Origin of the sequence: Azospirillum sp. TSH100 (genome assembly GCF_004923295.1) — a bacterium.
Lineage (GTDB): Bacteria > Pseudomonadota > Alphaproteobacteria > Azospirillales > Azospirillaceae > Azospirillum.
In genome coordinates this window covers 501,300-526,987 of sequence record NZ_CP039634.1, presented here as the reverse complement: position 1 = coordinate 526,987, position 25,688 = coordinate 501,300, and the positions used below count along the sequence as shown (strand labels likewise).

21 protein-coding genes are annotated in these 25,688 nt (G+C 66.8%); 12 read left to right on the top strand and 9 right to left on the bottom strand.

All coding sequences use genetic code 11. The annotated features are described in order from the left end of the window. Window positions 1–31 precede the first annotated feature (31 nt). Both E6C72_RS02535 and E6C72_RS02530 read left to right on the top strand, forming a co-directional pair. On the top strand, window positions 32–1,165 hold the full coding sequence (locus E6C72_RS02535; protein ID WP_109443245.1) for an efflux RND transporter periplasmic adaptor subunit: 1,134 nt from the start codon (window positions 32–34) through the stop codon (window positions 1,163–1,165). Then, window positions 1,165–4,257, top strand: a complete 3,093-nt coding sequence (locus tag E6C72_RS02530) for an efflux RND transporter permease subunit (RefSeq protein WP_109443244.1) — start codon at window positions 1,165–1,167, stop codon at window positions 4,255–4,257. Before E6C72_RS02535 ends, E6C72_RS02530 begins: the two co-directional genes overlap by 1 nt. Before the next feature lie 219 nt (window positions 4,258–4,476). Here E6C72_RS02530 and E6C72_RS02525 read toward each other — a convergent pair whose 3' ends face one another. Then, window positions 4,477–4,635 carry an entericidin A/B family lipoprotein gene (locus tag E6C72_RS02525; protein WP_109443243.1) on the bottom strand — a complete coding sequence of 53 codons (159 nt, stop codon included), beginning with the start codon at window positions 4,633–4,635 and terminating at the stop codon, window positions 4,477–4,479. A gap of 304 nt (window positions 4,636–4,939) precedes the next feature. Between E6C72_RS02525 and lpdA the strand changes: the two genes are divergently transcribed. Further along, window positions 4,940–6,337, top strand: coding sequence for a dihydrolipoyl dehydrogenase (lpdA, locus tag E6C72_RS02520; protein ID WP_109443242.1), 1,398 nt, complete (start codon window positions 4,940–4,942; stop codon window positions 6,335–6,337). 91 nt (window positions 6,338–6,428) lie between these two features. Here the strand turns inward: lpdA and E6C72_RS02515 are convergent, their stop codons facing one another. From E6C72_RS02515 to fsa, 5 genes are all read right to left on the bottom strand, one after another. Then, entirely contained in the window at window positions 6,429–7,064 is a 636-nt protein-coding gene (locus E6C72_RS02515; protein WP_136700631.1) for a hypothetical protein, read from the bottom strand. Between the two features lie 359 nt (window positions 7,065–7,423). Then, window positions 7,424–9,604 carry a methyl-accepting chemotaxis protein gene (locus tag E6C72_RS02510; RefSeq protein ID WP_109443241.1) on the bottom strand — a complete coding sequence of 727 codons (2,181 nt, stop codon included), beginning with the start codon at window positions 9,602–9,604 and terminating at the stop codon, window positions 7,424–7,426. Between the two features lie 310 nt (window positions 9,605–9,914). Beyond that, entirely contained in the window at window positions 9,915–10,880 is a 966-nt protein-coding gene (locus tag E6C72_RS02505) for a tyrosine recombinase XerC (RefSeq protein ID WP_109443240.1), read from the bottom strand. After that, on the bottom strand, window positions 10,877–11,599 hold the full coding sequence (locus tag E6C72_RS02500) for a DUF484 family protein (RefSeq protein ID WP_109443239.1): 723 nt from the start codon (window positions 11,597–11,599) through the stop codon (window positions 10,877–10,879). The genes E6C72_RS02505 and E6C72_RS02500 overlap by 4 nt, the downstream gene beginning before the upstream one ends. Before the next feature lie 17 nt (window positions 11,600–11,616). Next, window positions 11,617–12,273: a fructose-6-phosphate aldolase gene (gene fsa / locus E6C72_RS02495; protein WP_109443238.1), complete on the bottom strand. Its 657-nt coding sequence runs from the start codon at window positions 12,271–12,273 to the stop codon at window positions 11,617–11,619. 105 nt (window positions 12,274–12,378) lie between these two features. Here fsa and E6C72_RS02490 point away from each other — a divergent pair, with 105 nt between their 5' ends. Both E6C72_RS02490 and E6C72_RS02485 read left to right on the top strand, forming a co-directional pair. Beyond that, window positions 12,379–14,697, top strand: coding sequence for a primosomal protein N' (locus tag E6C72_RS02490; RefSeq protein ID WP_371298428.1), 2,319 nt, complete (start codon window positions 12,379–12,381; stop codon window positions 14,695–14,697). A gap of 215 nt (window positions 14,698–14,912) precedes the next feature. Then, the gene (locus E6C72_RS02485) at window positions 14,913–15,428 is read left to right on the top strand and encodes a cache domain-containing protein (RefSeq protein ID WP_109443236.1); all 516 of its coding nucleotides are present in this window, start codon (window positions 14,913–14,915) and stop codon (window positions 15,426–15,428) included. Between the two features lie 83 nt (window positions 15,429–15,511). On the opposite strand, the gene E6C72_RS02480 is transcribed toward E6C72_RS02485, so the two are convergent. Beyond that, on the bottom strand, window positions 15,512–15,919 hold the full coding sequence (locus E6C72_RS02480) for a hypothetical protein (RefSeq protein WP_109443235.1): 408 nt from the start codon (window positions 15,917–15,919) through the stop codon (window positions 15,512–15,514). Between the two features lie 382 nt (window positions 15,920–16,301). On the opposite strand from E6C72_RS02480, the gene E6C72_RS02475 reads away from it, so the two are divergent. The 7 genes from E6C72_RS02475 (at window position 16,302) to gstA (ending at window position 23,235) form a co-directional block, all read left to right on the top strand. Then, window positions 16,302–16,871, top strand: coding sequence for a F0F1 ATP synthase subunit delta (locus tag E6C72_RS02475; RefSeq protein WP_109443234.1), 570 nt, complete (start codon window positions 16,302–16,304; stop codon window positions 16,869–16,871). Next, window positions 16,871–18,400, top strand: a complete 1,530-nt coding sequence (gene atpA, locus E6C72_RS02470; RefSeq protein ID WP_109075927.1) for a F0F1 ATP synthase subunit alpha — start codon at window positions 16,871–16,873, stop codon at window positions 18,398–18,400. The genes E6C72_RS02475 and atpA overlap by 1 nt, the downstream gene beginning before the upstream one ends. 87 nt (window positions 18,401–18,487) lie before the next feature. After that, entirely contained in the window at window positions 18,488–19,372 is an 885-nt protein-coding gene (locus E6C72_RS02465) for a F0F1 ATP synthase subunit gamma (RefSeq protein ID WP_109443233.1), read from the top strand. 86 nt (window positions 19,373–19,458) lie between these two features. After that, window positions 19,459–20,880, top strand: a complete 1,422-nt coding sequence (gene atpD / locus E6C72_RS02460) for a F0F1 ATP synthase subunit beta (RefSeq protein ID WP_109443232.1) — start codon at window positions 19,459–19,461, stop codon at window positions 20,878–20,880. Between the two features lie 157 nt (window positions 20,881–21,037). Next, entirely contained in the window at window positions 21,038–21,454 is a 417-nt protein-coding gene (locus tag E6C72_RS02455) for a F0F1 ATP synthase subunit epsilon (RefSeq protein ID WP_109443231.1), read from the top strand. Window positions 21,455–21,710: 256 nt separating this feature from the next. After that, entirely contained in the window at window positions 21,711–22,535 is an 825-nt protein-coding gene (locus E6C72_RS02450) for an acyl-ACP desaturase (RefSeq protein WP_109443230.1), read from the top strand. Window positions 22,536–22,620: 85 nt separating this feature from the next. Continuing rightward, window positions 22,621–23,235: a glutathione transferase GstA gene (gene gstA / locus E6C72_RS02445; RefSeq protein ID WP_109443229.1), complete on the top strand. Its 615-nt coding sequence runs from the start codon at window positions 22,621–22,623 to the stop codon at window positions 23,233–23,235. A gap of 78 nt (window positions 23,236–23,313) precedes the next feature. Here gstA and E6C72_RS02440 read toward each other — a convergent pair whose 3' ends face one another. Both E6C72_RS02440 and E6C72_RS02435 read right to left on the bottom strand, forming a co-directional pair. Continuing rightward, window positions 23,314–24,810: a DEAD/DEAH box helicase gene (locus tag E6C72_RS02440; protein WP_109443228.1), complete on the bottom strand. Its 1,497-nt coding sequence runs from the start codon at window positions 24,808–24,810 to the stop codon at window positions 23,314–23,316. Window positions 24,811–25,140: 330 nt separating this feature from the next. Then, a complete protein-coding gene (locus E6C72_RS02435) occupies window positions 25,141–25,683 on the bottom strand; it encodes a superoxide dismutase family protein (protein ID WP_109443227.1) in 543 nt (180 codons plus the stop codon). Between the last annotated feature and the right edge of the window lie 5 nt (window positions 25,684–25,688).

The following is a 25,688-nucleotide window of genomic DNA, read 5'->3' as shown; positions in this document are numbered from 1 at the left end:
TACGCAATCTAAATTGACTGAGGCGGCGGGCATGAAAAAGAGACCCATGGTCGTGGTGGGCGGCGTTCTGACGGCGGCGTTGGGCGCGGCCGCAGTCGTGACGCTGTCCATGCACACACAGGAGGCGTCGGCGGTGAGCGATCCCCGGCAGGAGGCACCGATCGTCCGGCTTGCCGCGGCGGTGCCGGTGGCCGGATCGGACCGCGGTTTCACCGGCGTCGTCGGGGCGAGGGTGCAGAGCAATCTCGGCTTCCGCGTTCCCGGCAAGATCATCGAACGACTGGCGACGGTCGGCCAGCCGGTCAAGGCCGGTCAGCCGCTGATGCGCATCGACGAGACCGACCTGCGCCTCGCCCTCACGGCGAAGCGCAACGCCGTCGCCGCGGCGCGTGCGGCGTTCGTTCAGACCCAGGCGGACGAGCGGCGGTACGCCAGCCTGCTCAACGACGGATGGGCCTCCCGCCAGCGCCATGAACAGGCGAAGGCCGCGCTGGACACCGCCCGGGCGCAGCTTGCCAGCGCCGAGGCGGACGCCCGGGTGGCCGAGAACGAGGCGACCTACTCGGTCCTGGTGGCCGACAGCGACGGCACGGTGGTCGAAACGCTCGGCGAGCCGGGACAGGTCGTCGCCGCCGGCCAGACCGTCGTCCGGATCGCCCAGGCCGGCCCGCGCGAGGCGGTGGTGGCACTGCCCGAAACGATCCGGCCGCAGATCGGCTCGCCAGCCGAGGCCAGCCTCTATGGCGTAGACGGGCAGCGCTACGGCGCGCATCTGCGCCAGCTGTCGGACGCCGCCGATGCCCAGACCCGCACCTATGAGGCGCGCTATGTGCTCGACGGCGACGCCGCCTCGGCACCGCTCGGCGCGACGGTCACCATCAGGCTGACCGGATGGACGGCGGGCCGGCTGGGAGGGCAGACCGGTCAGGCGGACATGCAGGTGCCGCTGGGCGCCGTGCTGGACGACGGCCGGAAAACCGGTGTCTGGACCCTGGACCGCGCCAACTCGACGGTGCGCTTCCAGCCGGTCCGGCTGGTCCGGGTGAGCGGCGACACCGCCGTGATCGCCGGGCTCGGCCTCGGCGACCCGGTGGTGTCGCTCGGCGCCCATCTTCTCCAGGACGGGGTCCGTGTCAGGACGGCCGCCGAGAGCGGGGGCCGGTGATGAGCCTCAACCTTTCCGCCATCGCCGTCCGCGAACGGGCCGTCACCCTGTTCTTCATCCTCCTGCTGGCGGCGGGGGGCGCCTTCGCCTTCGTCATGCTCGGCCGGGCGGAGGACCCCTCCTTCACCATCAAGACCCTGACCGTCACCAGCGTGTGGCCGGGCGCCACGGCGCGCGAGATGCAGGATCTCGTCGCCGAGCCGCTGGAGAAGCGCCTTCAGGAATTGAGCTGGTACGACCGGGTGGAGACGACCACGCGGCCCGGCTATGCCTATATGACCCTGACACTGAAGGACAGCACACCGCCGGCCAGGGTGCAGGAGGAATTCTACCAGGCCCGCAAGAAGATGGGCGACGAGACGCGCAACCTGCCGTCCGGTGTGCTCGGCCCCTTCGTCAACGACGAATATTCCGACGTCAGCTTCGCGCTCTATGCGCTGAAGGCCAAGGGCCTGCCGATGCGCGAACTGGCCCGGCAGGCGGAGACGATCCGCCAGGATCTGCTGCATGTGCCCGGCGTCAAGAAGGTCAACATCCTGGGCGAGCGTCCGGAACGGATCTTCGTCGAATTCTCCTATGCCAAGCTGGCGACCCTCGGCGTGTCGGCCCAGGACATCATCGCCGCCTTGCAGCGGCAGAACAGCGTCACGCCGTCAGGGTCCATCGACACCCAGGGGCCGCAGGTCTTCATCCGCATCGATGGCGCCTATGACGGGGTGCAGGCGATCGCCGACACGCCGATCGTCGCGGCCGGGCGGACGCTGAAGCTGTCGGACATCGCCGAGGTCCGCCGCGGCTACGAGGATCCGCCGACCTACATCATCCGCCACCAGGGCGAACCCACTGTCATGCTGGCGGCCGTCATGCAGGAGGGCTGGGACGGCCTCGCGCTCGGCAAGGCGCTGGAGGAGCGGGCGGCCGGCATCGCGCGGTCGCTGCCGCTCGGGATGACGCTCGACAAGGTGAGCGACCAGGCCGTCAACATCACCTCGGCGGTCGACGAATTCATGCTGAAGTTCGCGATGGCGCTGGGCGTGGTGCTGCTGGTCAGCCTGCTCAGCCTCGGCTGGCGCGTCGGCATCGTCGTGGCGGCGGCCGTGCCGCTGACGCTCGCCGTCGTCTTCCTCATCATGCTGGAAACCGGCCGCTTCTTCGACCGCATCACGCTCGGCGCGCTGATCCTGTCGCTCGGTCTGCTGGTGGACGACGCCATCATCGCCATCGAGGTGATGGTGGTGAAGATGGAGGAGGGCGTCGACCGCATCAAGGCGGCGGCCTATGCCTGGAGCCACACGGCGGCGCCGATGCTGTCGGGAACGCTGGTGACGGTCGCCGGCTTCCTGCCGGTGGGGTTCGCGCGCTCGACCGCCGGCGAGTATGCCGGCAACATCTTCTGGGTCGTGGGATTCTCCCTCATCGTCTCCTGGATCGTTGCGGTGGTCTTCACGCCCTATCTGGGCGTCAGGATGCTGCCGGCGATCAGACCGGTCCCCGGCGGCCACGAGGCGATCTACGGCACCCCGAACTACCGGCGGCTGCGGGGAATCATCAGCTTCGCCGTGCGCCACAAGTTCGTGACCTGCGGGGTCGTCGGAATCGCCTTTGCCGCCGCCGTCGTCGGCATGGGCGGCGTCAAGCAGCAGTTCTTCCCGACCTCCGACCGCCCCGAGGTGCTGGTGGAGGTCCGTCTGCCGGAAGGCACCAGCATCGAGACGACGACGGCCTCGGTCGAGAAGATCGAACGCTGGCTGGCCGATCAGCCGGAGGCGAAGATCGTCACCAGCTATATCGGCCAGGGCGCTCCCCGCTTCTTCTTCGCCATGGCACCGGAACTGCCCGATCCCGCCTTCGCCAAGATCGTGGTGCTGACGCCGGACGCCGAGGCGCGCGAGGCCCTGAAGCACCGGCTGCGGCAGAATGTGGCGCAGGGACTGGTGCCCGAAGCCTATGTGCGCGTCACCCAGCTCGTGTTCGGCCCCTACACGCCGTTCCCGGTCGAATTCCGGGTGATGGGTCCCGATCCGGCCCAGCTCTACGGCATTTCCGAAAAGGCCCTCGCCATCATGCGGAGCGTGCCGGATGTGCGGCAGGCCAACCGGGAGTGGGGCAACCGCACGCCCGTGCTCCGCTTCACGCCGGACCAGGATCGCCTGAACCTCATCGGGCTTTCGCCGGCCGAGGTCGGCCAGCAGCTCCAGTTCCTTCTCACCGGGATCGCCGTCACCCAGGTCCGCGAGGACATCCGCAATGTGCCGATCGTGGCGCGCAGCGCCGGCGACGAGCGCCTGGACCCGACGCGTCTGGCGGATTTCTCGCTGACGAGCCGGACCGGCCAGCAAATCCCGCTCGACCAGATCGGCCATGCGGAAATCCGGCTGGAAGAACCGATGATGAAGCGCCGGGACCGGACGTCCGTCATCACGATCCGGTCGGACATCAATGAGGCAACCCAGCCTCCGGAGGTCTCCAAGCAGATCATGACGGCTCTTCAGCCGCTGATCGCCTCGCTTCCGGCCGGCTATCGCATCGAAATGGGCGGATCGATCGAGGAAGCCCTCAAGGCCAACACGGCGCTCGGCAAGGTCTTCCCGGTCATGATCGCGGCCATGCTGATCTTCATCATGCTGCAGGTGCGGTCCTTCTCGATGATGGCCATGGTCCTGCTGACGGCGCCGCTCGGTCTCGTCGGCGTCGTGCCCATGCTGCTCGCCTCCAACCACCCCTTCGGCTTCAACGCCATCCTGGGCCTGATCGGGCTGGCCGGCATCCTGATGCGCAACACATTGATCCTGACCGAGCAGATCAAGGAGAACCAGGCGGCCGGTCTCGACGATTACCACGCCGTCATCGAGGCCACGGTGCAGCGGACACGGCCGGTGATCCTGACCGCCCTTGCCGCGGTGCTGGCCTTCATCCCCCTCACGCACTCGGTGTTCTGGGGGTCGATGGCCTACACGCTGATCGGCGGCACGGCGGTCGGCACGGTGCTGATCCTGCTGTTCCTCCCCGCCCTCTACGCGGCATGGTTCCGCATCAGGCCGGCGGCGGCCGGCGAGGCCTCAAGTCCGCATGCCCGCCTCGGCGTGGTCTGAAGCGCCTGGACCGGCAGCGATTGGGTCCCCGGGGGGAAGGGCGGCGCTCCCCGCAAACGAACATGGCTCCACCTGCGTCACCCATCCCGTTGACATGTTGGGCATGTCGGCTTCCGGGGAGCGGCTGTTGCAGGGGGAGCCATGAGGGAAACAAGGCGGCGGCGCTTGTTTCTAAAGAGAAGTTCGCAGAACAGCTTGCGGTTACGGCCTATGGCAGACTCACATCTTCTTCTGGACGTTGTCGGCGCCCCGCTCGATGGCGCGGCCGCCGGCCTGCACATCCTGGCCGGCGCCCTCGACCGTGTTGCAGGCGGCCAGCGTGGTGCCCAGCAGGGTGCCCAGGACGGCGAGCAGGGTGAACTTCTTGACGGTGGTCATGGTCGGTCTCCATTGCGGTGGCTGTGTGATGCCGATGGGAACGCAAGCGGGGCCGTGAAGGTTTCCGAACCCGATCGGGGAGGGAGCCTGCGCAAAGGTGGTGCCCTTCGCTTGCGCGACGGGATGGGGTGACCGGGGGGCCGACCTCGGCCCATCTGGAAACCCTGTGTCCAGAGACGAAGTGTCCCGTTGCCACGCGGCGTGAGCGCGGGCATAAATCGCCCCGCGGAAGAACCCGCGTGCCCTCCCCGCTGGATGGGACGGCTTTTGGCAACGAGCAAGAATGGCGAAAGGAAAGCCTCTCATGGCTGAAAGCACTTTTGACGTCGTTGTGATCGGCGGCGGTCCCGGCGGGTATGTCTGCGCGATCCGCGCGGCGCAGCTCGGCTTCAAGGTCGCCTGCGTGGAAAAGCGGGGGACGCTGGGCGGCACCTGCCTGAATGTCGGCTGCATCCCGTCCAAGGCTCTGCTGGCGGCGTCGGAGAAGTTCGAGGAAGCGGCCCACGGCCTCGCCAAGTTCGGCATCAAGGTCGGCAGCGTCGACCTCGACCTGCCGGGCATGCTGGCCCACAAGGACAAGGTCGTTAAGGACAACGTCGGCGGCATCGAGTTCCTGTTCAAGAAGAACAAGGTCGCCTGGCTGAAGGGCGCCGGCAAGATCACCGCCGCCAACACGGTCGAGGTCGAGGGCGTCGGCACCATCACCGCGTCGAAGGCGATCGTCATCGCCACCGGGTCCGACGTCACCCCGCTGCCGGGCATCGCCATCGACGAGAAGCGCGTGGTGTCCTCCACCGGCGCCCTGTCGCTGCCGGAGGTGCCGAAGCATCTGGTCGTCATCGGCGGCGGCGTGATCGGCCTGGAGCTGGGCTCGGTCTGGGGCCGGCTGGGCGCCAAGGTGACGGTGGTCGAGTATCTCGACCGCGTGCTGCCGACCATGGACAACGAGCTGTCGAAGCAGGCCCAGCGCATCTTCGCCAAGCAGGGCATGGACTTCAAGCTGAGCACCAAGGTGACCGGCGCGGCGGTGACCGAGACCGGCGTCAGCCTGACGGTCGAGCCCGCCGCCGGCGGTGCTGCGCAGACCATCGAGGCCGACACCGTGCTGGTCGCGATCGGCCGCCGCCCCTACACCGAAGGGCTGGGCCTGGAGGCGGTCGGCGTCGAGCTGGAGCGCGGCCGCGTCAAGATCGACGGCCATTTCCAGACCAACGTGCCGGGCATCTACGCCATCGGCGACGTGGTCGAAGGCCCGATGCTGGCCCACAAGGCCGAGGAGGAGGGCGTCGCCCTGGCCGAGCAGCTGGCCGGCCAGAAGAGCCACGTCAACCACGACCTCGTCCCCGGCGTCGTCTACACCTGGCCGGAAGTCGCCGCCGTCGGCAAGACCGAGGAGCAGCTGAAGGCCGCGGGCGTCGCCTACAAGGCCGGCAAGTTCCCGTTCACCGCCAACGGCCGCGCGCGTGCCGGCGGCAACACCGACGGCTTCGTGAAGATCCTGTCGGATGCCTCCACCGATCAGGTGCTGGGTGTCCACATGATCGGCCCGAACGTGTCGGAGATGATCGGCGAGCTGGTGCTGGCCATGGAGTTCAGCGCGTCGGCCGAAGACGTCGCCCGCACCTGCCACGCCCACCCGACCCTGTCGGAAGCGGTCAAGGAAGCGGCGCTGGCGGTGGACGGCCGTCCGCTGCACATCTGATAGTTCTCTGAAGAAGAGCCCTCTCCCGCGACCGGGAGGGGGCTTTAAATCCTTTGGTTGATATTGATCGATGTTTGTTGGTTGGTTAACTTTATTTTGGCGTCATGCCCTTTAAGTAGTAGCGAGTTCCTTTTCTTGTTCCCGTAGACTCAAGTAGTTCACCGATAAGCGGCGCCACTACAACCTGAGCCAGTTTAACATCAACCTTCAAAATGTCCGCAATTTCGGCAATTTTCATGCCAGGAGATCGACGTAGAAGAGTAATTAAATCTGTCTGCATTGATTCGATGTGGTCGCTGATATTGCCGCGAGGAGTAATTTTTGGGAATCGCTGGTCCATTAACGCTAAGAGTTTCCCGGCTAATTCAGTCAGAGATGTATACTGTATTCTGTCTATGCCCCGAATGTCAGATGGGACCTCTTCTGTTGGAGTGTGCTTTGGATTATGAGCGATATACCAGTTCTCGCTGGTTGCCATTGCAAACCCTAGCTCAAGAGTGACGTTTGCATTCCATCCTGAAATATCAAAAACAGAAAAAGTTGATGACTTTATGTAGCTAATGATTTTCTGCATAATATGCATATTGGTTATTTTTTCATCGGCAAATATAAAGCTGACTGGATAATTTGCTTCGATTTCAGTGAAAACCTTTCTGTAGTCTTCTTTTGGATATAGCGAGTATGCGTAAGCGACAAATACCTGATATCTTGTTGCAAGAGACGACATGATTGAATTCTTCCGATGGCTTTGGAATTTTGAATGAAAGAAAAATATCGCGCGCCCAATCGATATTCAACTAAAAATATGTGACATGACGTTGTGAACGCATAATCAGAGAGTTTGGTCTCATGTTTCGGGTTGCCGGATAACCCCTTGCGCCTTCAATGGTGGCCGTTGCAATAAGCGCTCGTTAGCGGCGGCTTTTTCACTTCCGTATAACGTCGGACTGTGGAACGGGAAGTGGCGCGAGGGGCGGATGATCACGCGCTGCATATCTCATCCGTAGACTCCAAGGTTTCTAACGCAAAAGACCTTCCCCATCGGCTGACGGAGAAGGCTTTCGCTTTTGAGCGATGGCTAGCCCGTCAGGCGGCGCGGATGGTCGACAGGAAGCCGTTCACCGCGTTGCGCAGGCGGCCGGCGTCGTTGGCGAGCTGGCCCGACACCGTCAGGACGTTCTCGGCGGAATGGCCGGCCTCGACGGCGGCGACACGGACGTCGGCGATGGTCTTGGTCACCTCCTGGGTGCCGCTGGCCGCCTGCTGGACGTTGCGGGCGATCTCGGCGGTGGCGGAGCCCTGTTCCTCCACCGCGGCGGCGATGGCGGTGGAGATCTCGTCGATCTGGGCGATGATGCCGCCGATGCCCTTGATCGCGCCGGCCGTCTCCTCGGTCACGCGCTGCATGCCGCTGACATGGCTGGCGATGTCCTCCGTCGCACGGGCGGTCTGGCTGGCGAGGCTCTTCACCTCCTGCGCCACCACGGCGAAGCCCTTGCCCGCCTCACCGGCGCGGGCCGCCTCGATGGTGGCGTTCAGCGCCAGCAGGTTGGTCTGGCTGGCGATGTCCTGGATCAGCTGCACCACCGTGCCGATCTTCTCGGCCGCCGCGGTCAGGCTGAGAACCTGGCCGTTGGCCTGCTGGGCCGCTTCCACCGCCTCGCGGGCGATCTGGGCGGAGCGGTTGACGCGCTGACCGATCTCCTGGATCGAGGCCGACAGCTCCTCGGTGGCGCTGGCGACGGTCTGCACGTTGCTGCTGGCATCCTCGGAGGCGTTGGCGACCACGCCGGCCTGCTGGCTGGTCTGGGTCGCGGTGGCGGTCATGGTCTGGGCGGTGCCCGTCATCGACTGGGCGGCGCGGTCGACGCCGTCCACCACATTCATCACCTGGGCTTCCAGATTGTCGGCGAGTTGCAGCATGGCCTTGCGGCGTTCGGCGTCGGCCTTGGCCTGATCCTCGGCCCGCTGGTCGATCATCCGCTTCAGGTCGGCCATCATCTTGCGCAGGGCATCGGCCAGCGCGCCGACCTCGTCGGCCTGCCGGATGTCCAGCGTCTGGTCGAAGCGGCCGGCGGCGATGCCTTCGGCGAAGGAGACGCTGGCGCGGATCGGCCGGGCGACGCCGCCGGCCACCACCCACATGATCGCCACGGCGCCCAGCGCGACCAGCGCGCCGACCGTGACCTGCCACAGGATGTTGGAGTTGGCACGCTCACCCATTTCCGTGGAGAGCGCCATGCCGTCGGCCAGCACGATGTCCTTCGGCACCTGGACCAGCACGGCCCACGGCTTCTCGGTGTTGCCGAGCGTGATGGGCGCGAAGCTGCGCAGCATGTTGGTGGAGGAGTCGATGTCGACATGCGGCTTGCCGGCCTGGACACCCGCCAGATCGGCCTGCCAGGAGCTGTCGAAGGTGGAGATCGACTGGCCGATCAGGTCGGGCCGCGCGCTGTGGGCGACGATCAGACCCATGTTGCTGATGATGACCACCTGGCTGCGGCCGTTGAAGACGGCGGCGCTGACCTTGGTCGACAGCTGCTGCACGAAATCGAGGTTGAAGTCGGCGCCGGCCACGCCGCGGAACTTGCCGCCGATGACAACCGGCACCGACAGGGTCGCCAGGAACACCTGCTTGCCCTGCACGATGTAGGGCAGGGGGTCGAGCACGCTTTCGCGTCCGTTCTCCTGCGGGCCGATGTACCAGCCGCCCTTCATGACGCCGTTGGGATGACGGTCGCGGCTGTCGTACTCGACCAGCGGCTGCATGGCGATGCGGCCGTTCTGGTCGCGGTTCCAATAGGGGATGAAGCGGCCGGTGGCGTCGGTGCCGGTTTCGCGGCGGTTGCGGAACTCCTCGTCCCGGCCGTCGAGCGCGTCGGGCTCCCAGGCCGAATAGGTACCGTTGAACAGCGGGTTCTGCTTCAGGACCGACAGCAGCACGCCGTTGAACGCCTCACGCCGCCTTTCAGCAGGCACATTGCCGGGCAAGCCGTCGTCGGCAAGGCTGGAGAAGCTGTTCGCCATCGTCCGCGCCGCGTTCAACGCGGTGTCGAATTCCGACCGCAGCAGGCCGGCCTGGGTCGCCGCGAGATTCTGCAGGGACTCCGTCGTCTTGCTTTCGAGGATGCGTTCGACGTTCCCGGTAACGAACTCGTTGCTGGAGCGCGTCGACAGGACGGCGAACCCGACCAGCACGGCAACGGTGCCGGCAAGGCAGAACCCCGACAGCATCGCAATTTTTGACTGGATAGACTTTATTTGCATGACGACTTCCCCCGATTAACTCTTGCGACGGAGGAAGCTTTGGATTTTGCTGATTAACGAAGCGTAAACGACCAATAGGGGTCCATCTCTGGTCTTTGCACCTAAAGTATGACGTCTGATGTTAGTTTGGAGAAGTCTGTAAACAGATATACCAGTTGCTTTTGAAGTGGAAAATGAATTTTGATTGCGTGTTTATAATCCAAATTCCGCCACGTCGCATCCGGTAAGCGAGGGTATCACCAGCCTGTCATGAAATCGGACAGCGTGAATACCCTGTTATGTATTGTGTGATTGGGGGAACTGGTTTCCGTCAGCCCTTGCGCGCCCGGGGATGGGCGTTGCGGTACACGTTCATCAGCTGTTCGTTTTCGACGTCCGTGTAACGCTGAGTGGTCGACAGCGACGCGTGGCCGAGCAGATCCTGGATGGCGCGCAGGTCGCCGCCGTCCGCCAAAAGGTGGGTCGCGAAACTATGCCGCAGGGCATGCGGGGTGGCGCTGTCCGGCATGCCCATGAGGGCGCGCAGCTTCTGCATCTGGTGCTGGGCGACGCTGGCGTTCAGCCGGCCGCCGCGGGTGCCGACGAACAGCGGGCCGTCTGGCGCCAGCGTGAAGGGGCAGCTGTCGATATAGGCGCGCACCGCCTCCGTCACCGCCGGCAGGACGGGGATCACGCGGTCCTTGCGGCCCTTGCCGGTGACCCGCAACGTGTCGCCCAGCGGCGCATCCTTGCGCGCCAGGCCCAGCGCCTCGGAAATGCGCAGGCCGCAGCCATAGAGCAGGGTGAACAGGGCACGGTCGCGCTTGCCGATCCAGGGCTCCTCGCGGTCGCGCTCGGCCTCCTCCAGCAGGCGGTCGGCGTCGATTTCCGTCAATGGGCGCGGGGCCGGGCGCTTGACCTTCGGCGTGGCCAGGGTGGCGATGGCGGGATTGTGCAGCCGGCCGCTGCGGTCCAGCCAGCGGAACAGGTTGCGCACCGCCGCCAGCTTGCGGGCCCGGCTGGCGCCGACCAGCCCGTCCATCGCCAGCCTGGACATCCAGGCGCGGAAATCAGCCGCCTTCAGGTCGCCCAGATCGTTCAGCGAGGGCGGCGAGCCGCCGCGGAACTCGGTGAGGAAGCGCAGGAACTCGCCCACGTCGGCGGTGTAGGCCGACAGGGTGTGAGGGGAGACCGCCTTCTCGCTCTCCATCCAACGCCGCCAGTGGGCCAGCACGTCCTGGACGTCGGGCCTGGCGGAAAAACCCAAACCTGGAGCAATGGGAACTGGCTCGGTCACGCCGGCAGCTCCAGCCAGCCGCGGATCACCCGCTCGATGACGCGGGCGAGGAAACCGACCAGTTCGGTGCCCTGGCCGCTGTGGAAGGTGTCGGGTTCGCGGCTGCCGAAGGCGAGCAGGCCGTCGGGCGTCTCGCTGGAGACCTGGATGCGGATCAGCGCCTCCGAGCGGACGAGGCCGGCGCCGGGGCCGTAGATCTCGGGATCGCCCTGGATGTCGGTGTTCAGCACCACGTCGGCGCGCCCCAGCCGGTCGGCTATGGCGCCCGGCTCCACCACCCGCACGCCGGAGCGGTGGACATGGGGAATGTCGGTGCCGTTGGATTCGATGACCAGACAGGCGACGTCGAGGTCGAGAAGGACCGCGAGGTCGGTGGTGATGGTCTGGATCAGCTGCTCGAAGCTCTGGGCGTCGAGCAGGAAAAGCACCGCGGCATGGATGCGGTTCTGGCTGTTCAGGTTGGCCCGGCTGGTGCCGATCAGCTCGCGCTGCTGGTCCTTGAGGGTGCGGACCTCGGCGCGCAGCCGGTCAACCATGAAGGCCTGGAGGTCCACCACCCCCCGCCCGCGGTCGACCGACGGCGGGGTCAGGTGGTGGACCAGATCGGCATTCTGGGCCAGGAAGTCCGGGTGGGTCCGCAGATAGGCGCGCACATCCTCCGAAGAGAGCGCCGACGCCTGTCGCGGTGTGTGGCCCGGTTCGCGGCCCCAGTCGGCCATGATCGCTCCGGCCCGCCTTACAGGATCGACTGGCCGGTCTTCTTCCAGTCCTCGACGAACTGGGCGAGACCCTTGTCGGTCAGCGGGTGGTTGAACAGCTGCTTCAGCACCGACGCCGGGGCGGTCACGACATGGGCGCCCAGGCGGGCGGCCTTGACGATGTGCATCGGGTTGCGGATCGACGCCACCAGCACCTCGGTCTTGAAGGCGTCGTAGTTGCGATAGATCTCACAGATGTCGGTGATGATGCCCATGCCGTCCTGGCCGATGTCGTCCAGGCGGCCGACGAAGGGAGACACGAAGCTGGCGCCGGCCTTGGCCGCCAGGATCGCCTGGGCGGGGGAGAAGCACAGCGTGACGTTGACCATCGTCCCTTCGGACGAGATGATCTTGCAGACCTTCAGGCCGGCCGGGGTCAGCGGCACCTTCACCGCGACGCGGTGCGAGATCTTGGCGATCTTGTGGGCCTCGGCAAGCATGGTCTCGAAGTCGGTGGACGCCACCTCGGCGCTGACCGGACCGTTGACGACGTCGCAAATCTCCGCCACGAGGTCGAGGAACTTGCGGCCGGACTTGGCGATCAGGGAGGGGTTGGTGGTAACACCGTCCAGCAGACCGGTATCGGCCAGATCGCGGATCTCGGCGATGTCGGCGGTGTCGACGAAGAACTTCATGACGAAGGGTCCATGCTTGCTGATGTTGACCGGAACCGGCCGCGCCGGAAAGCTGACCGACGCGCCGTCCCGCCCGGTGCCCGGGACATGAGGCCACTCTAGCCGATGCGTTCGACTTCCGCCAGTTCCGCCCCGGGCTTCCAGGGGGATCTTCTTGGGGACGCGCCCGAAACGGGGCAGCCCGAAGGCGATTCCGCAGCCGATTCCAGGGGCAATTCCGCAGATTTGCCGGAAAAGCCGCAGCGTCACGGGTCCGACCGCCGCGTCGCCGTCCTGCTGCCGCTGCCACTGCGCGAGGCCTACGACTACCGCGTGCCGGACGGCATGGAACTGGTTCCCGGCGATTTCGTCGAAGTGCCGCTGGGGCCGCGCCGGGTGATCGGCGTCGTCTGGGGCCCCGGCGCCGGGGCGCTCGAGTCCGGCCGGCTCAAGCCGGTGATGCGCCGGTTCGAGGTGCCGCCGATGACCGGGGTCGGCCGCCGCTTCGTCGAATGGGTCGCCGCCTACACCATGACGCCGCCGGGCTTCGTCCTGCGCATGGCGGTCAGCGTGCCGTCCGCGCTGGAGCCGCCGAAGCCGATGCTGGCCTATCTGCGCAAGCATGACGCGGAGCCGCCGCCCGGCTTCAAGATGACCGACCCGCGTAAGCGTATCCTGGCGCTGCTGGAGGATGGGCCTCCCCGCACGCCCGCGGAGCTGGCGGAGGAGGCCGGCTGCGGCATCACCGTGGTGCGCGGGCTGGCGGAGGCCGGGCTGCTGGAGCCGATGCTGCTTCAGCCGACACGCCTCGGCCGGCCGGACTGGCGGCGGCCCGGTCCCACCCTGTCGACCAACCAGCGGGCGGCGGCCGACGACCTGCGCGGGCGGGTGGCGTCGGGGCGCTACTCCACCGTCCTGCTCGACGGAGTCACCGGATCGGGCAAGACGGAGGTCTATTACGAGGCGATCTCGGCGGCGCTGGAGCAGGGCAAGCAGGCTCTGGTTCTGCTGCCGGAGATCGCGCTGTCGGCCCAGTGGCTCGACCGCTTCGCCCGGCGCTTCGGCGCGCCGCCGGCGGAATGGCATTCCGAACTGACAGGGGCGCAGCGCCGCGACACCTGGCGCGCGGTGTCGAAGGGCGAGGTGCCGGTCGTGGTGGGGGCGCGCTCGGCGCTGTTCCTGCCCTATCCCGATCTGGGCGTCATCGTCGTCGACGAGGAGCACGACTCCGCCTACAAGCAGGAGGAGGGCGCGATCTACCACGCCCGCGACATGGCGGTGGCGCGGGCGCATCTGGGCGGACTGCCCATCGTCCTGGTCTCCGCCACGCCGTCGCTGGAGACCAAGGTCAATGCCGACAGCCACCGTTATGCCCGGATCGAGCTGCCGTCCCGCCATGGCGGCGCCGTGCTGCCCGACGTGGAACTGGTCGACCTGCGGCGCGACCGCCCGCCGGCCCGGCACTGGCTGGCGCCCAGCCTGCGACAGGCGCTGACCGACACGCTGGCCGGCGGCGAGCAGGCGATGCTGTTCCTGAACCGCCGCGGCTATGCCCCGCTGACCTTGTGCCGCGCCTGCGGCCACCGCATGCAATGCCCGAACTGCACGGCTTGGCTGGTCGAGCACCGGCTCGCCCGCAAGCTGCAATGCCACCATTGCGGCCTGCAGCAGCCCTTGCCGCATGCCTGCCCGGAATGCGGCGAGGAGGGCGCCATGGCCGCCTGCGGTCCCGGGGTGGAGCGCATCGCCGAGGAGGTGGCGGAGCTGTTCCCCGACGCCCGCGCCGCCATCATGGCGTCCGACACCCTGCATGGCCCGCGCGCCATCCAGGAGATGGTGGAGAGCATCGGCCGGCACGAGCTGGACATCATCATCGGCACCCAGGTGATGGCGAAGGGCCACCATTTCCCGATGCTGACCCTGGTGGGGGTGGTCGACGCCGATCTGGGTCTGAACGGTGGCGACCTGCGGGCGGCGGAGCGCACCTACCAACTGCTGCATCAGGTGGCCGGGCGCGCCGGTCGCGGCGAGCGGCCGGGGCGGGTGATGCTGCAGACCTTCATGCCCGAGCATCCGGTGATGCAGGCGCTGGCCGCCGGCGACCGCGACGGCTTCTACCAGCTGGAGGCGGAGATGCGGCTGGAGGCCGGCATGCCGCCCTTCGGGCGGCTGGCGGCGCTGATCGTGTCGGGCGAGGATCCGACCCTGGTCGAACGGGTGGCGATGGCGCTCGGCCGAGCGGCGCCGCGCAGCGACACGGTCCATGTGCTGGGGCCGGCCCCGGCGCCGCTTGCCCTGCTGCGCGGGCGGCACCGCCGCCGCCTGCTGCTGAAGGCGCCGCGCAGCACCCAGGTGCAGCCGCTGATCGCCGAATGGCTGGACAAGGTGGAGATCCCGCCGGCCATCCGCGTCCAGATCGACGTGGACCCCTACAGCTTCCTGTAGGCAGCTTCCTTCAAAGGCTTTGGCTTGGACCGGGCAGGCTGCGGCGAATTGACACGATCCGGTCGCCGGGCCGGTCAGACATGGCACCTGTGACGTTTGGCCCATTGCGTGATGTGGGGCATGGTATTACCACGGCCAGGATGGTTCCGAACCGAAACATCCCTCCCGGGTCCGAGCCAACGGACCCAAACATCCATAGGCACAGGTTCTGGCTGATGGTCGGCGTGATCTCCAAGCTTCGTCTGCGTGTTCAGCGGCAAACGCTGCTGACCGTGCTGCCGGTCCTTCTGCTGCTGGTGGTCATCGCCTTCGCCGCCGGCGCCCCGGCCCGCACCCGCGGCACCGATGCCGAAGCGCTGACCATGATCGACCGGGCCCAGCAGCTGTTGGAGCGGATCGGTCCGGACGCGGCGGCCGAAGCGTTTGCCGGCCATGATAGCGCTTTCACCGACCGCGACCTCTACCCGATGCTGCTGGACGACAAGGGCGTGATGGTCGCCCATGGCTGGACCGCGACGCTGAACGGGTCGGACCTGAAGGACCTGCACGATGTCGACGGCAAGCCCTTCATCCGCGAGGCGCTGGACGGGGTGGCGCGCGACGGCCGCACCGACGTCACCTATCAATGGATCGATCCGCTGACGGGCCAAGTCGCGCGCAAGACGATGCACGCCCGCCGTCTGGTCCTGAACGGCAAGCCTTACATGCTGGCGGTCGGGGTCTATCGCTGAGGCGTTTGTGAAACCGCTGCGGCGGGATGCCGCAGGCCGGTTTTTTACATGGTGAAAATTACCGCGGCCAAATCCAGGGGAGGTCAGGACGTCCGCGGGCGGCGCGGCCGCCAGATCGACAGGCAGTCGGCGGCGCTGTCGCCGGCACCGATGCCATACCAGCCCGAACGGTCATGGAAGGACAGGCTGTAGCGGCCCTTGGCGTCGCGCTCGAAGCGGAAGACCGGGCGGTCGACTTCGGGCAGCAGCACCAGAAGCCGGTCATGATCGCGTCCCGACTCGCGCAGCACACCGGCCCAATGGCCGTCGCGAATCTTCGGTTCGGCCACGGTGGCGAAGGCGTCGAGGTCGTCCGGGGTAAAGCGGGCGCGGCAGAACTGGATGACGTTCGCCGCGCGCTCCTCCCCGCGGAAACCGGGGCCGGCGGCGGCGCTCGCGTCGGAATCCACCGCAGCGGTCGCAACGGTGTCGGTCGTCGGCAGGATGGTCATCGCGGATAAGTCCCTGGTCGCCTGGACCGGCTGCGGCGGGGCGAAATGACGGGAAACCAAGGTCGGATCGGCCGCCCGCGCGGTTCGGGCCGACCGTGGATCAGATTGGTTAACCTTGAATTAAACAGGCTATAGGGCCACATCGAAGTCACAGCCGGTATGACCAGTCGAGCGGCGCCCGAGTCCTCGGCGAACGCAATTGCGACCAATGATTCCGCAGTTGCTCAAAACGCCGCAGCCAAATTGTCCAGACCCCGTTGCGTGGGCGCGATTCCTGTGATATTGGACCGCTCGCTTTCGCGGCCGGGGTGTTTGTGCCTCGGGTTGACACCCTATAAGGCCGCCGAATTCACCGTCTACCGAACTCAATTCGAGGGATCAGGTGGCATCCGAAGGAACAGGCGTATCCGAACTCGCCGCGCGTTACTCCACCGCGCTGTTCGAGCTTGCGGACGAAAACCAGGCGTTGGACACGGTCGCGAGCGACCTGACCACGCTGAAGCAGATCCTGGCCGAGAGCGCTGACCTCCGCCGCCTCGTCCGTAGCCCCGTCATCAGCCGTGCCGATCAGGGCAGGGCCATGGCCGCTGTCATGGACAGCGCCGGCCTGTCGGACCTGACCAAGCGCTTCATCGGGCTGGTGGCGGCCAACCGCCGCCTGTTCGCGATCGACGGGATGATCGAAGGCTTCCTGGCCGAACTGGCCCGGCGCCGCGGCGAGGTCACGGCGCAGGTCACCTCGGCCCAGCCGCTGAGCGACGCCCAGCGCAACGCCGTCATCGACGCGCTCAAGGCGTCCATCGGTTCCAAGGTGTTGGTGAACACCTCCGTCGATCCGGAGCTGATCGGCGGCATGATCGTTAAGTTCGGCTCGCGCATGGTCGATACCTCGGTGCGCACGAAGCTGAACAAATTGCAACTCGCCATGAAGGCCTCAGGGGGATCAGTCTGATGGATATCCGCGCCGCAGAAATCTCTGCGATCCTCAAGCAGCAGATCGCGAATTTCGGGACCGAGGCGGATGTCGCCGAGGTTGGTCAGGTCCTGTCGGTGGGTGACGGCGTCGCCCGCGTGCACGGCCTGGACAACGTCCGCGCCGGCGAAATGGTCGAGTTCCCCGGTGGCCTGCAGGGCATGGCGCTGAACCTCGAGACCGACAATGTCGGTATCGTGATCTTCGGCGACGACCGCGGCATCAAGGAAGGCGACACCGTCAAGCGCACCGGCACCATCGTCGACGTTCCGGTCGGCCGTGGCCTGCTGGGCCGCGTGGTTGACGGCCTCGGCAACCCGATCGACGGCAAGGGTCCGCTGGTCGACGTCGAGCGCAAGCGCGTCGAGGTGAAGGCCCCCGGCATCATCCCGCGCAAGTCGGTGCACGAGCCGATGCAGACCGGCCTGAAGGCCGTCGACAGCCTGGTTCCGATCGGGCGCGGCCAGCGCGAGCTGATCATCGGTGACCGTCAGACCGGCAAGACCGCCGTCGTCATCGACACCTTCCTGAACCAGAAGCCGATCAACCAGGGCGACGACGAGAGCAAGAAGCTCTACTGCATCTACGTCGCCGTCGGCCAGAAGCGTTCGACCGTCGCCCAGATCGTCAAGACCCTGGAAGACGCCGGCGCCATGGAATACTCCATCGTCGTCGCCGCCACCGCGTCGGAGCCGGCTCCGCTGCAGTTCCTGGCGCCGTACACCGGCTGCACGATGGGCGAGTATTTCCGCGACAACGGCATGCACGCCCTGATCGTGTACGACGATCTGTCCAAGCAGGCCGTCGCCTACCGCCAGATGTCGCTGCTGCTCCGCCGTCCGCCGGGCCGCGAAGCCTATCCGGGCGACGTGTTCTACCTCCACAGCCGTCTGCTGGAGCGCGCCGCCAAGATGGGCGATGCCCATGGCAACGGCTCTCTGACCGCCCTGCCGGTCATCGAGACCCAGGCCGGCGACGTGTCCGCCTACATTCCGACCAACGTGATCTCGATCACCGACGGTCAGATCTTCCTGGAAACCGGCCTGTTCTATAAGGGCATCCGTCCCGCCATCAACGTCGGTCTGTCGGTGAGCCGCGTCGGCTCCGCCGCCCAGATCAAGGCGATGAAGCAGGTCGCCGGCACCATCAAGATGGAACTCGCGCAGTACCGCGAGATGGCCGCCTTCGCCCAGTTCGCCTCGGACCTCGACGCCTCGACCCAGCGCCTGCTGGCCCGCGGCGCCCGTCTGACCGAGCTGCTGAAGCAGGGCCAGTTCCAGCCGCTGCCGGTGGAAGAGCAGGTCGTGTCGATCTTCGCCGGCGTGAAGGGCTACCTGGACGCCATCCGCGTCGAGGACGTGAACCGCTTCGAGGCCAAGTTCCTGTCGGAGATCCGCGCCAAGGGCGCCGATATCCTGGCGGCGATCCGCACCGACAAGCAGATCACCTCGGCGACCGAAGAGAAGCTGAAGGCGTTCCTCGACGGCTTCGCCAAGGTCTTCGCCTGACCGACCGCGCGCGGGGGCGGGAAACCGCCCCCCACCGTCTTGCAGAGACGGTCACGGAACGACCTCGAGCGGAATTGAAGGGCCGGCATGCCTAACCTCAAGGACCTAAAGAACCGGATCTCGAGCGTCCAGTCGACGCGCAAGATCACCTCGGCCATGAAGATGGTCGCGGCTTCCAAGCTGCGCCGCGCTCAGGAGCAGGCGGAAGCCAGCGGTCCCTACGCGGAGCGTATGGGCCGCATGCTGTCGTCGCTGGCCGCCAACGTGCAGGACAGCGGCAACGGGCCGAAGCTGATGACCGGGACGGGCGCCGACAAGGTGCATCTGCTGGTCGTCATCAGCTCCGACCGCGGTCTGTGCGGCGCCTTCAACGGCTCCATCGTCCGCGAGGCCAAGCGCCAGATCACGCGCCTGCAGGGCGAGGGCAAGACCGTCAAGCTGCTGACCGTCGGCCGCAAGGGCCGCGACCAGCTGCGCCGCGAGTTCGCCTCGCTGATCGTCGAGAGCTACGAGGATGTCGGCCGCCGCCGGCTCGGCTTCAGCGATGCCGACATGGTGGCGACGAAGGTGCTGGCGATGTTCGACGCCGGCGAGTTCGACGTCTGCTCGGTCGTCTTCAACAAGTTCAAGTCGGCGATCTCCCAGATCGTCACGGTTCAGCAGCTCATTCCCTTCGCCGTCCCCGGCGAGGCTGCCGCGGCCACCGACGAGGTGAAGCCGCTCTATGAGTTCGAGCCGGACGAGGAGCAGATCCTCGCCGAACTGCTGCCGCGCAACCTGTCCATCCAGATCTACCGCGCCCTCCTGGAGAGCGCCGCGTCCGAACAGGGCGCCCGGATGACCGCGATGGACAACGCGACGCGCAACGCCGGCGACATGATCAACAAGCTGACGATCACCTACAACCGGACGCGCCAGGCCTACATCACCAAGGAGCTGATCGAGATCATCTCCGGTGCCGAAGCCCTGTAACGGCCGCATCCGACACGTAGGGCTCAGCCCATTTGCGCCGGCGACGGCATACCGACACTTACCGAGTTCCTAGGGAGCTTTACTCCATGGCCACCACCAATTCTGTCGGCAAGATCACGCAGGTCACGGGCGCCGTCGTGGACGTGCAGTTCGACGGCGACCTGCCGGCGATCCTGAACGCGCTGCACACCCAGAACGACGGCAAGACCCTCGTTCTGGAAGTGGCGCAGCACCTGGGCGAGAGCACGGTCCGCACCATCGCCATGGACAGCACCGACGGTCTGGTGCGCGGCGCCGAGGTGGTCGACACCGGCGCGCCGATCGCCGTTCCGGTCGGCCCGGAGACGCTCGGCCGCATCATCAACGTCATCGGCGAGCCGATCGATGAGCGCGGCGCGGTCAACGCCGCCCGCTCGCTGCCGATCCACCGCCAGGCCCCGGACTTCGTCGACCAGTCGACGGACGCCGAAGTGCTGATCACCGGCATCAAGGTCATCGACCTGCTGGCCCCCTACGCCAAGGGCGGCAAGATCGGCCTGTTCGGCGGTGCCGGCGTCGGCAAGACCGTGACGATCATGGAGCTGATCAACAACGTCGCCAAGGCGCACGGTGGTGTGTCGGTCTTCGCCGGCGTGGGCGAGCGTACCCGTGAGGGCAACGACCTCTACCACGAGATGATCGAGTCGGGCGTCATCAAGCTCGACGGCCCGGGCTCCAAGGTGGCCCTGGTGTACGGCCAGATGAACGAGCCGCCGGGCGCCCGCGCCCGTGTCGCGCTGAGCGGCCTGACCCTCGCGGAATATTTCCGCGACGAGGAAGGCCAGGACGTGCTGTTCTTCGTGGACAACATCTTCCGCTTCACCCAGGCCGGTTCGGAAGTGTCGGCTCTGCTGGGCCGCATCCCGTCGGCGGTGGGTTACCAGCCGACGCTGGGCACCGACATGGGCGCCCTGCAGGAGCGCATCACCTCGACCAAGAAGGGCTCGATCACCTCGGTGCAGGCCATTTACGTGCCCGCGGACGATCTGACCGACCCGGCCCCGGCCGCCTCCTTCGCCCACCTCGACGCCACCACGGTGCTGTCGCGCTCGATCGCCGAAATGGCCATCTTCCCGGCCGTGGACCCGCTCGACTCGACCAGCCGCATCCTCGACCCGCGCGTCGTCGGTGAGGAGCACTACTCGGTCGCCCGTTCGGTGCAGAAGGTTCTGCAGACCTACAAGTCGCTGCAGGACATCATCGCCATCCTGGGCATGGACGAGCTGTCGGAAGAGGACAAGCTGGTCGTGGCCCGCGCCCGCAAGATCCAGCGCTTCCTGTCGCAGCCGTTCCACGTCGCCGAGGTGTTCACCGGCACCCCGGGCGTGCTGGTCCCGCTCGAGGAGACCATCAAGGGCTTCAAGGGCATCGTGAACGGCGACTACGATCACCTGCCGGAGGCCGCCTTCTACATGGTCGGCACCATCGACGAGGCGATCGCCAAGGCCAAGAAGCTGGCCGCCGCCTGATCCTGTCGTTTGATCCCGGCCGGGATCGCGGCATTCCGACCCGGCCCCATCGGCCTTGTGAAGAGGCGTGAGACGGCCGGGCGGAAATCGACATCAGCACACCCCCTCCCCCCGTCAGCGGGGGAGGGGGTTCCTATGAAGAGGCACCAGGAAACCCATGGCCGATAAAGTCGAATTCGAGCTGGTCTCGCCGGAAAAGCTGCTGAAGTCGCAGCCCGTGGACATGGTCGTGGTGCCGGGTTCGGAAGGCGATTTCGGCGTGCTCGCCGGTCATTCGCCGATGATCTCGACCGTGCGTCCGGGTGTCATCGACGTCTATGAGGGCGACCGCGTGGTAGACCGCGTATTCGTCGCCGGCGGCTTCGCCGAGGTCACCGAGGCCCGCTGCACCGTTCTGGCCGAGGAAGCGGTGGCGCTGACCGACCTGGACCGCGCCGCGGTCGAGAAGCAGATCAAGGATCTGTCCGAGGATCTGGACGACAGCAAGTCGGATGCCGAGCGCGCCGCTGCCGAGTCCAAGCTGGCGGTCGCGCGCGCCAAGCTGGATGCGCTGACCCAGGCCTCCGCTCACTGAGCGGAGATGGCCGTCGGCTCTGACAACAGGGCAAACGGCATATATCTCTTCGGTCTAACGGGCGGCTTGGGCATCCAGGCCGCCCGTTTGCTTTGCGACTTGGTTGCATCGCGGCGAAGACCGATTACATTCGAAGGCCTGGACCGTGAACCCTGCCGCAGCTTATGGAACTGGCGGGGATACGGGGCGGCGAACCCTTTCCCGATATGACCCGGCCGCCAAGGATGCGGCCCAAGACGAGGCGGTAGAGCGGATCATGGTGCGTGCGCATTGGCGGATCGACGAGCTTCCCTGGGACCGTTTCGATTCCAGCAAGATCGATCCCGATCTGGTTCCGCTGATCAAGGCGGCGGCACTGGTGGAGTTCAACGCCGACGACTACACCGCCTATCTGTGCAATGTCTTCAGCGACGATCCGGAGTTCCAGGAGGCCGCCCGCGGCTGGGCGGTCGAGGAGGTCCAGCATGGCGAGGCGCTGGGCCGCTGGGCCGAACTGGTCGATCCCAGCTTCGACTTCCGGGCGGCGGTCGAGCGTTTCCGTGCCGGCTACCGCGTGCCGATCGACCTCGATGCCTCGGTCCGCGGCTCGCGCACCGGCGAGATGATCGCACGCTGCATGGTCGAGACCGGCACCAGCTCCTACTATGCCGCCATCGGCGATTCGACCGACGAGCCGGTTTTGAAGGAGATCTGCCGCAACATCGCCGCCGACGAGCTGCGCCACTACAAGATCTTCTACACCTACGCCAAGAAGTACCTGGACCGCGAAGGGCTGAACAAGGTCCAGCGGCTGAAGGTGGCGCTGTCGCGCATCGGCGAGTCGGAAGACGACGAGCTGGCTTATGCCTACTATGCCGCCAACGCCCCGGCCGAGGCCGCGTACGAGCACAAGCTCTACAACGCCGCCTACAAGCGCCGCGCCTTCGGCCGCTATCGCCGCAAGCATGTCGACCGCGCCATCGCCATGGTGTTCAAGGCTTGCGGGCTGAAGCCACACACCCGCCTGTGCCAGATGGCGTCGAGCGGCGCCTGGTGGTTCATCGATCGTCAGGCACGAAAGCTGGCGGCGCAGGCAGTCTGAGTCCCTGTCGGGAAAGGTTGGCGTCGCTGGTCCCTTTGGGGTAGCCATGGGGGTGCCAACCACCCAAAAAGAGGGTTCTGGAGACATGAAGCTCTATTACAAGCAGGGCGCCTGCTCGCTGGCGCCGCACATCGTGCTGCGCGAGGCCGGTCTGGATTTCGATCTGGTCAAGGTCGATCTCGTCACCAAGACGCTGGCCGATGGCAGCGACTTCCGCGCTGTGAACCCGAAGGGACAAGTGCCGACCCTGGCGTTCGGCGAGGCGGGAATCCTGACCGAGGTGGCGGTGATCGTCCAGTATGTTGCCGACAAGGCGCCGGACAGCGGTCTGATCCCGGCGGCGGGCACGATGGAGCGCTACCGCGTGCAGGAACTGCTGAATTTCATCGCCACGGAGCTGCACAAGGGCGTCGTCCCGCTGTTCCCGATGCTGAAGGAGTTCGTGCCCGACAGCTACCGCGAGTTCGCCGGCAAGGTGCTGGGCGGCAAGCTGGCGGTGCTGAACAAGCAGTTGGAGGGCAAGGCTTATCTGACCGGCGAGACCTTCACGGTCGCCGACGCCTATGCCTACACGGTGCTGAGCTGGCTGCCGCGCATTGGTTTCGACCTGTCTCCCTTCCCGAATCTGGTGGTCTTCGCCGAGCGCGTCGCCGCCCGCCCGGCGGTGCAGGCGGCTCATGCCGCCGAAGCCCAGGGCTGACAGCCAGTCGGTCTGGTGGATGAAAAAAGGCCCCGTCTCGCGAGAGACGGGGCCTTTTCCTTGCGGGCGTCGCCGCGATCAAGCCGCGCTGGGCTTGCGGCGCATCGGGGTGTTGCCGCCGGGGGTGCCAGCCGCGCGCGGCGCCTGCTTGCCGCTGCCGGTGCCGTGCGACACGGCGTGCGGAGCTGGGCGACGGTCGTGGCGGTTCTGGTCGTTGCGGGCGGCGTCCGGACGGGGCACACCTGCCGGTTTGCCCGCCTTCTGCGGAGCCTTGGCCGCTTGCGGGGCCTTGGCAGGCTGTTGTGCGGCCCGCGGAGTGGCCTTCGGGGCGGCAGCGGGGCGGGCCTGCTGCTGGTTGCGGTTGTTCTGGTTGCGGTTGCTGCCCGGCGCCTTGGGGCGGGGCGGCGGCTTGGACGAGGCGTGGATCTGCGCCACCTCCACCGCGTGATAGGGGTGGGTGGTGTCGGCCGGGATCGGCTGGCGGATCGTCTTCTCGATGTCCTTCAGATAGCCGACCTCTTCATGGTCGCAGAAGGACACGGCACTGCCGTCGGTGCCGGCGCGCGCGGTCCGGCCGATGCGGTGGACGTAGCTTTCCGGCTCGTTCGGCAGGTCGAAGTTGATGACGTGGCTGATGCCGTCGATGTCGATGCCGCGGGCTGCGATGTCGGTCGCCACCAGCGCCCGCAGCTCGCCGTTGCGGAAGCTCTCCAGCGCGCGGACGCGGGCCGACTGCGACTTGTCGCCATGGATGGCGTCGGCGGTGATGCCCGCCTTCTTCAGATGGTCGGCGATGCGGTCGGCACCATGCTTGGTGCGGGCGAAGACGATGGTGCGGGCCATCGCCGAATCGGCCAGCAGGTCGGCCAGCAGGCGGCGCTTGTCGGCGCGGTCGACGAACAGGACGCGCTGGTTGATGCGCTCCACCGTGGTCGATTGCGGCGTCACCTCGATGCGCTCGGCATCGGTCAGGATGCTGTTGGCGAGATCGACGACCGCGTCGGGCATGGTGGCGGAGAACAGCAGAGTCTGCCGTTCCTTCGGCAGCACCGCCACCACCTTCCGCACGTCGCGGATGAAGCCCATGTCGAGCATGCGGTCGGCCTCGTCCAGCACGAACAGCTCGATGCCGCCGAGATTGACGTGGTTCTGCGCCATCAGGTCGAGCAGGCGGCCGGGGGTGGCGATCAGCACCTCCGTCCCGCGGGCGATGGCGGCGACCTGCGGGCTCTGGCCGACGCCGCCATGGATGACGGTGCGGCGGATCGGCAGATGGCGGCCGTAGGTGGTGAAGCTGTCGCCGATCTGGAGCGCCAGTTCGCGCGTCGGGGTCAGGATCAGGGCGCGCGGCGACTTGGCGGCGACGCGCTTCTTGTTCTGGAACAGCCGCTGCAGGATCGGCAGCGTGAAGGCGGCGGTCTTGCCGGTGCCGGTCTGGGCGAGGCCCAGCACGTCGCGGCCGGCCAGCAGAAGCGGGATGGCGCCGGCCTGGATCGGCGTGGCCGTGGAGTATCCCTCCTCCGCGACGGCGCGCAGAAGAGGCTCGATCAGGCCGAGGCCGGAAAATTCGGTCATGGAAGCGATGGTCCTGGTCACCAGAATGGGGGCCGCGCCAGGAGGGAGCGGCCGGGCTTGCGCGCTCCGCGGCGGGTTGGCGCGGAGCCGTCGGGCGGCGGGCGATCAGGTGCCTGCGCGGGCTCGCGCGGCGCCGGGCGCCGTCCGACCCCGGACAGATAGGGCCGGCGGCTTGATTTGGCAAGCAAACTCGGCGCGCGGCAGGGGTGCGCCGCCCGATTCGCCCCGATTCGCATTGAGCCGGCGGAGGTCGGACCGGAAGGGAGAGGGCGCGAGCCGCCGCCGCGCTTTTGCGGCATATGGCCGCGCCCTGGTGCCGTCCGCCGACGCTTACGGCTTCTTGATGACGCCGCAGGCGAGGCGGTCGCCGGAATTGCCGGCCGGCTGGCTGAGGTAATCGTCGGGCTGGGCGTGGATGATGATCGAGGTGCCGCCCTGCTTGAACAGGCCGTCGGCGCCGTCGGTCAGGGTCACCATGTGGGTGATCGCCTCGAACCCGGCCTTGCCGGACTCGTTGGCCCAGATGTTGGGAAGCTCACCATAGTGCATGTGCTCGGCCTCCAGCCCGTGCTTGGAGCCCTGGGCGCCGAAATGGCCGCCGGCCGCCTTGAAATCGGGGGTGCAGGCGCCGTTTTCATGGATGTGGATGCCGTGCCAGCCCGGCGGCAGCCCTTCCAACTGGCCATGCACCAGGATGCCATGCGGGAACTTGGTGAAGGTGACGGTGCCCAGCGGCTTGCCCTGCGCATCGGCGATGGCGGCCTGGGCGGCGGGAGCCGGTGCGGGGGCGGACTGCTGCGCCAGGGCCGGTGTGCCCGCCAGGCAGAAGCCGGCAACCAGCAGGGCCGGGGTAAGGGACAGGATACGGGGCATTCCAG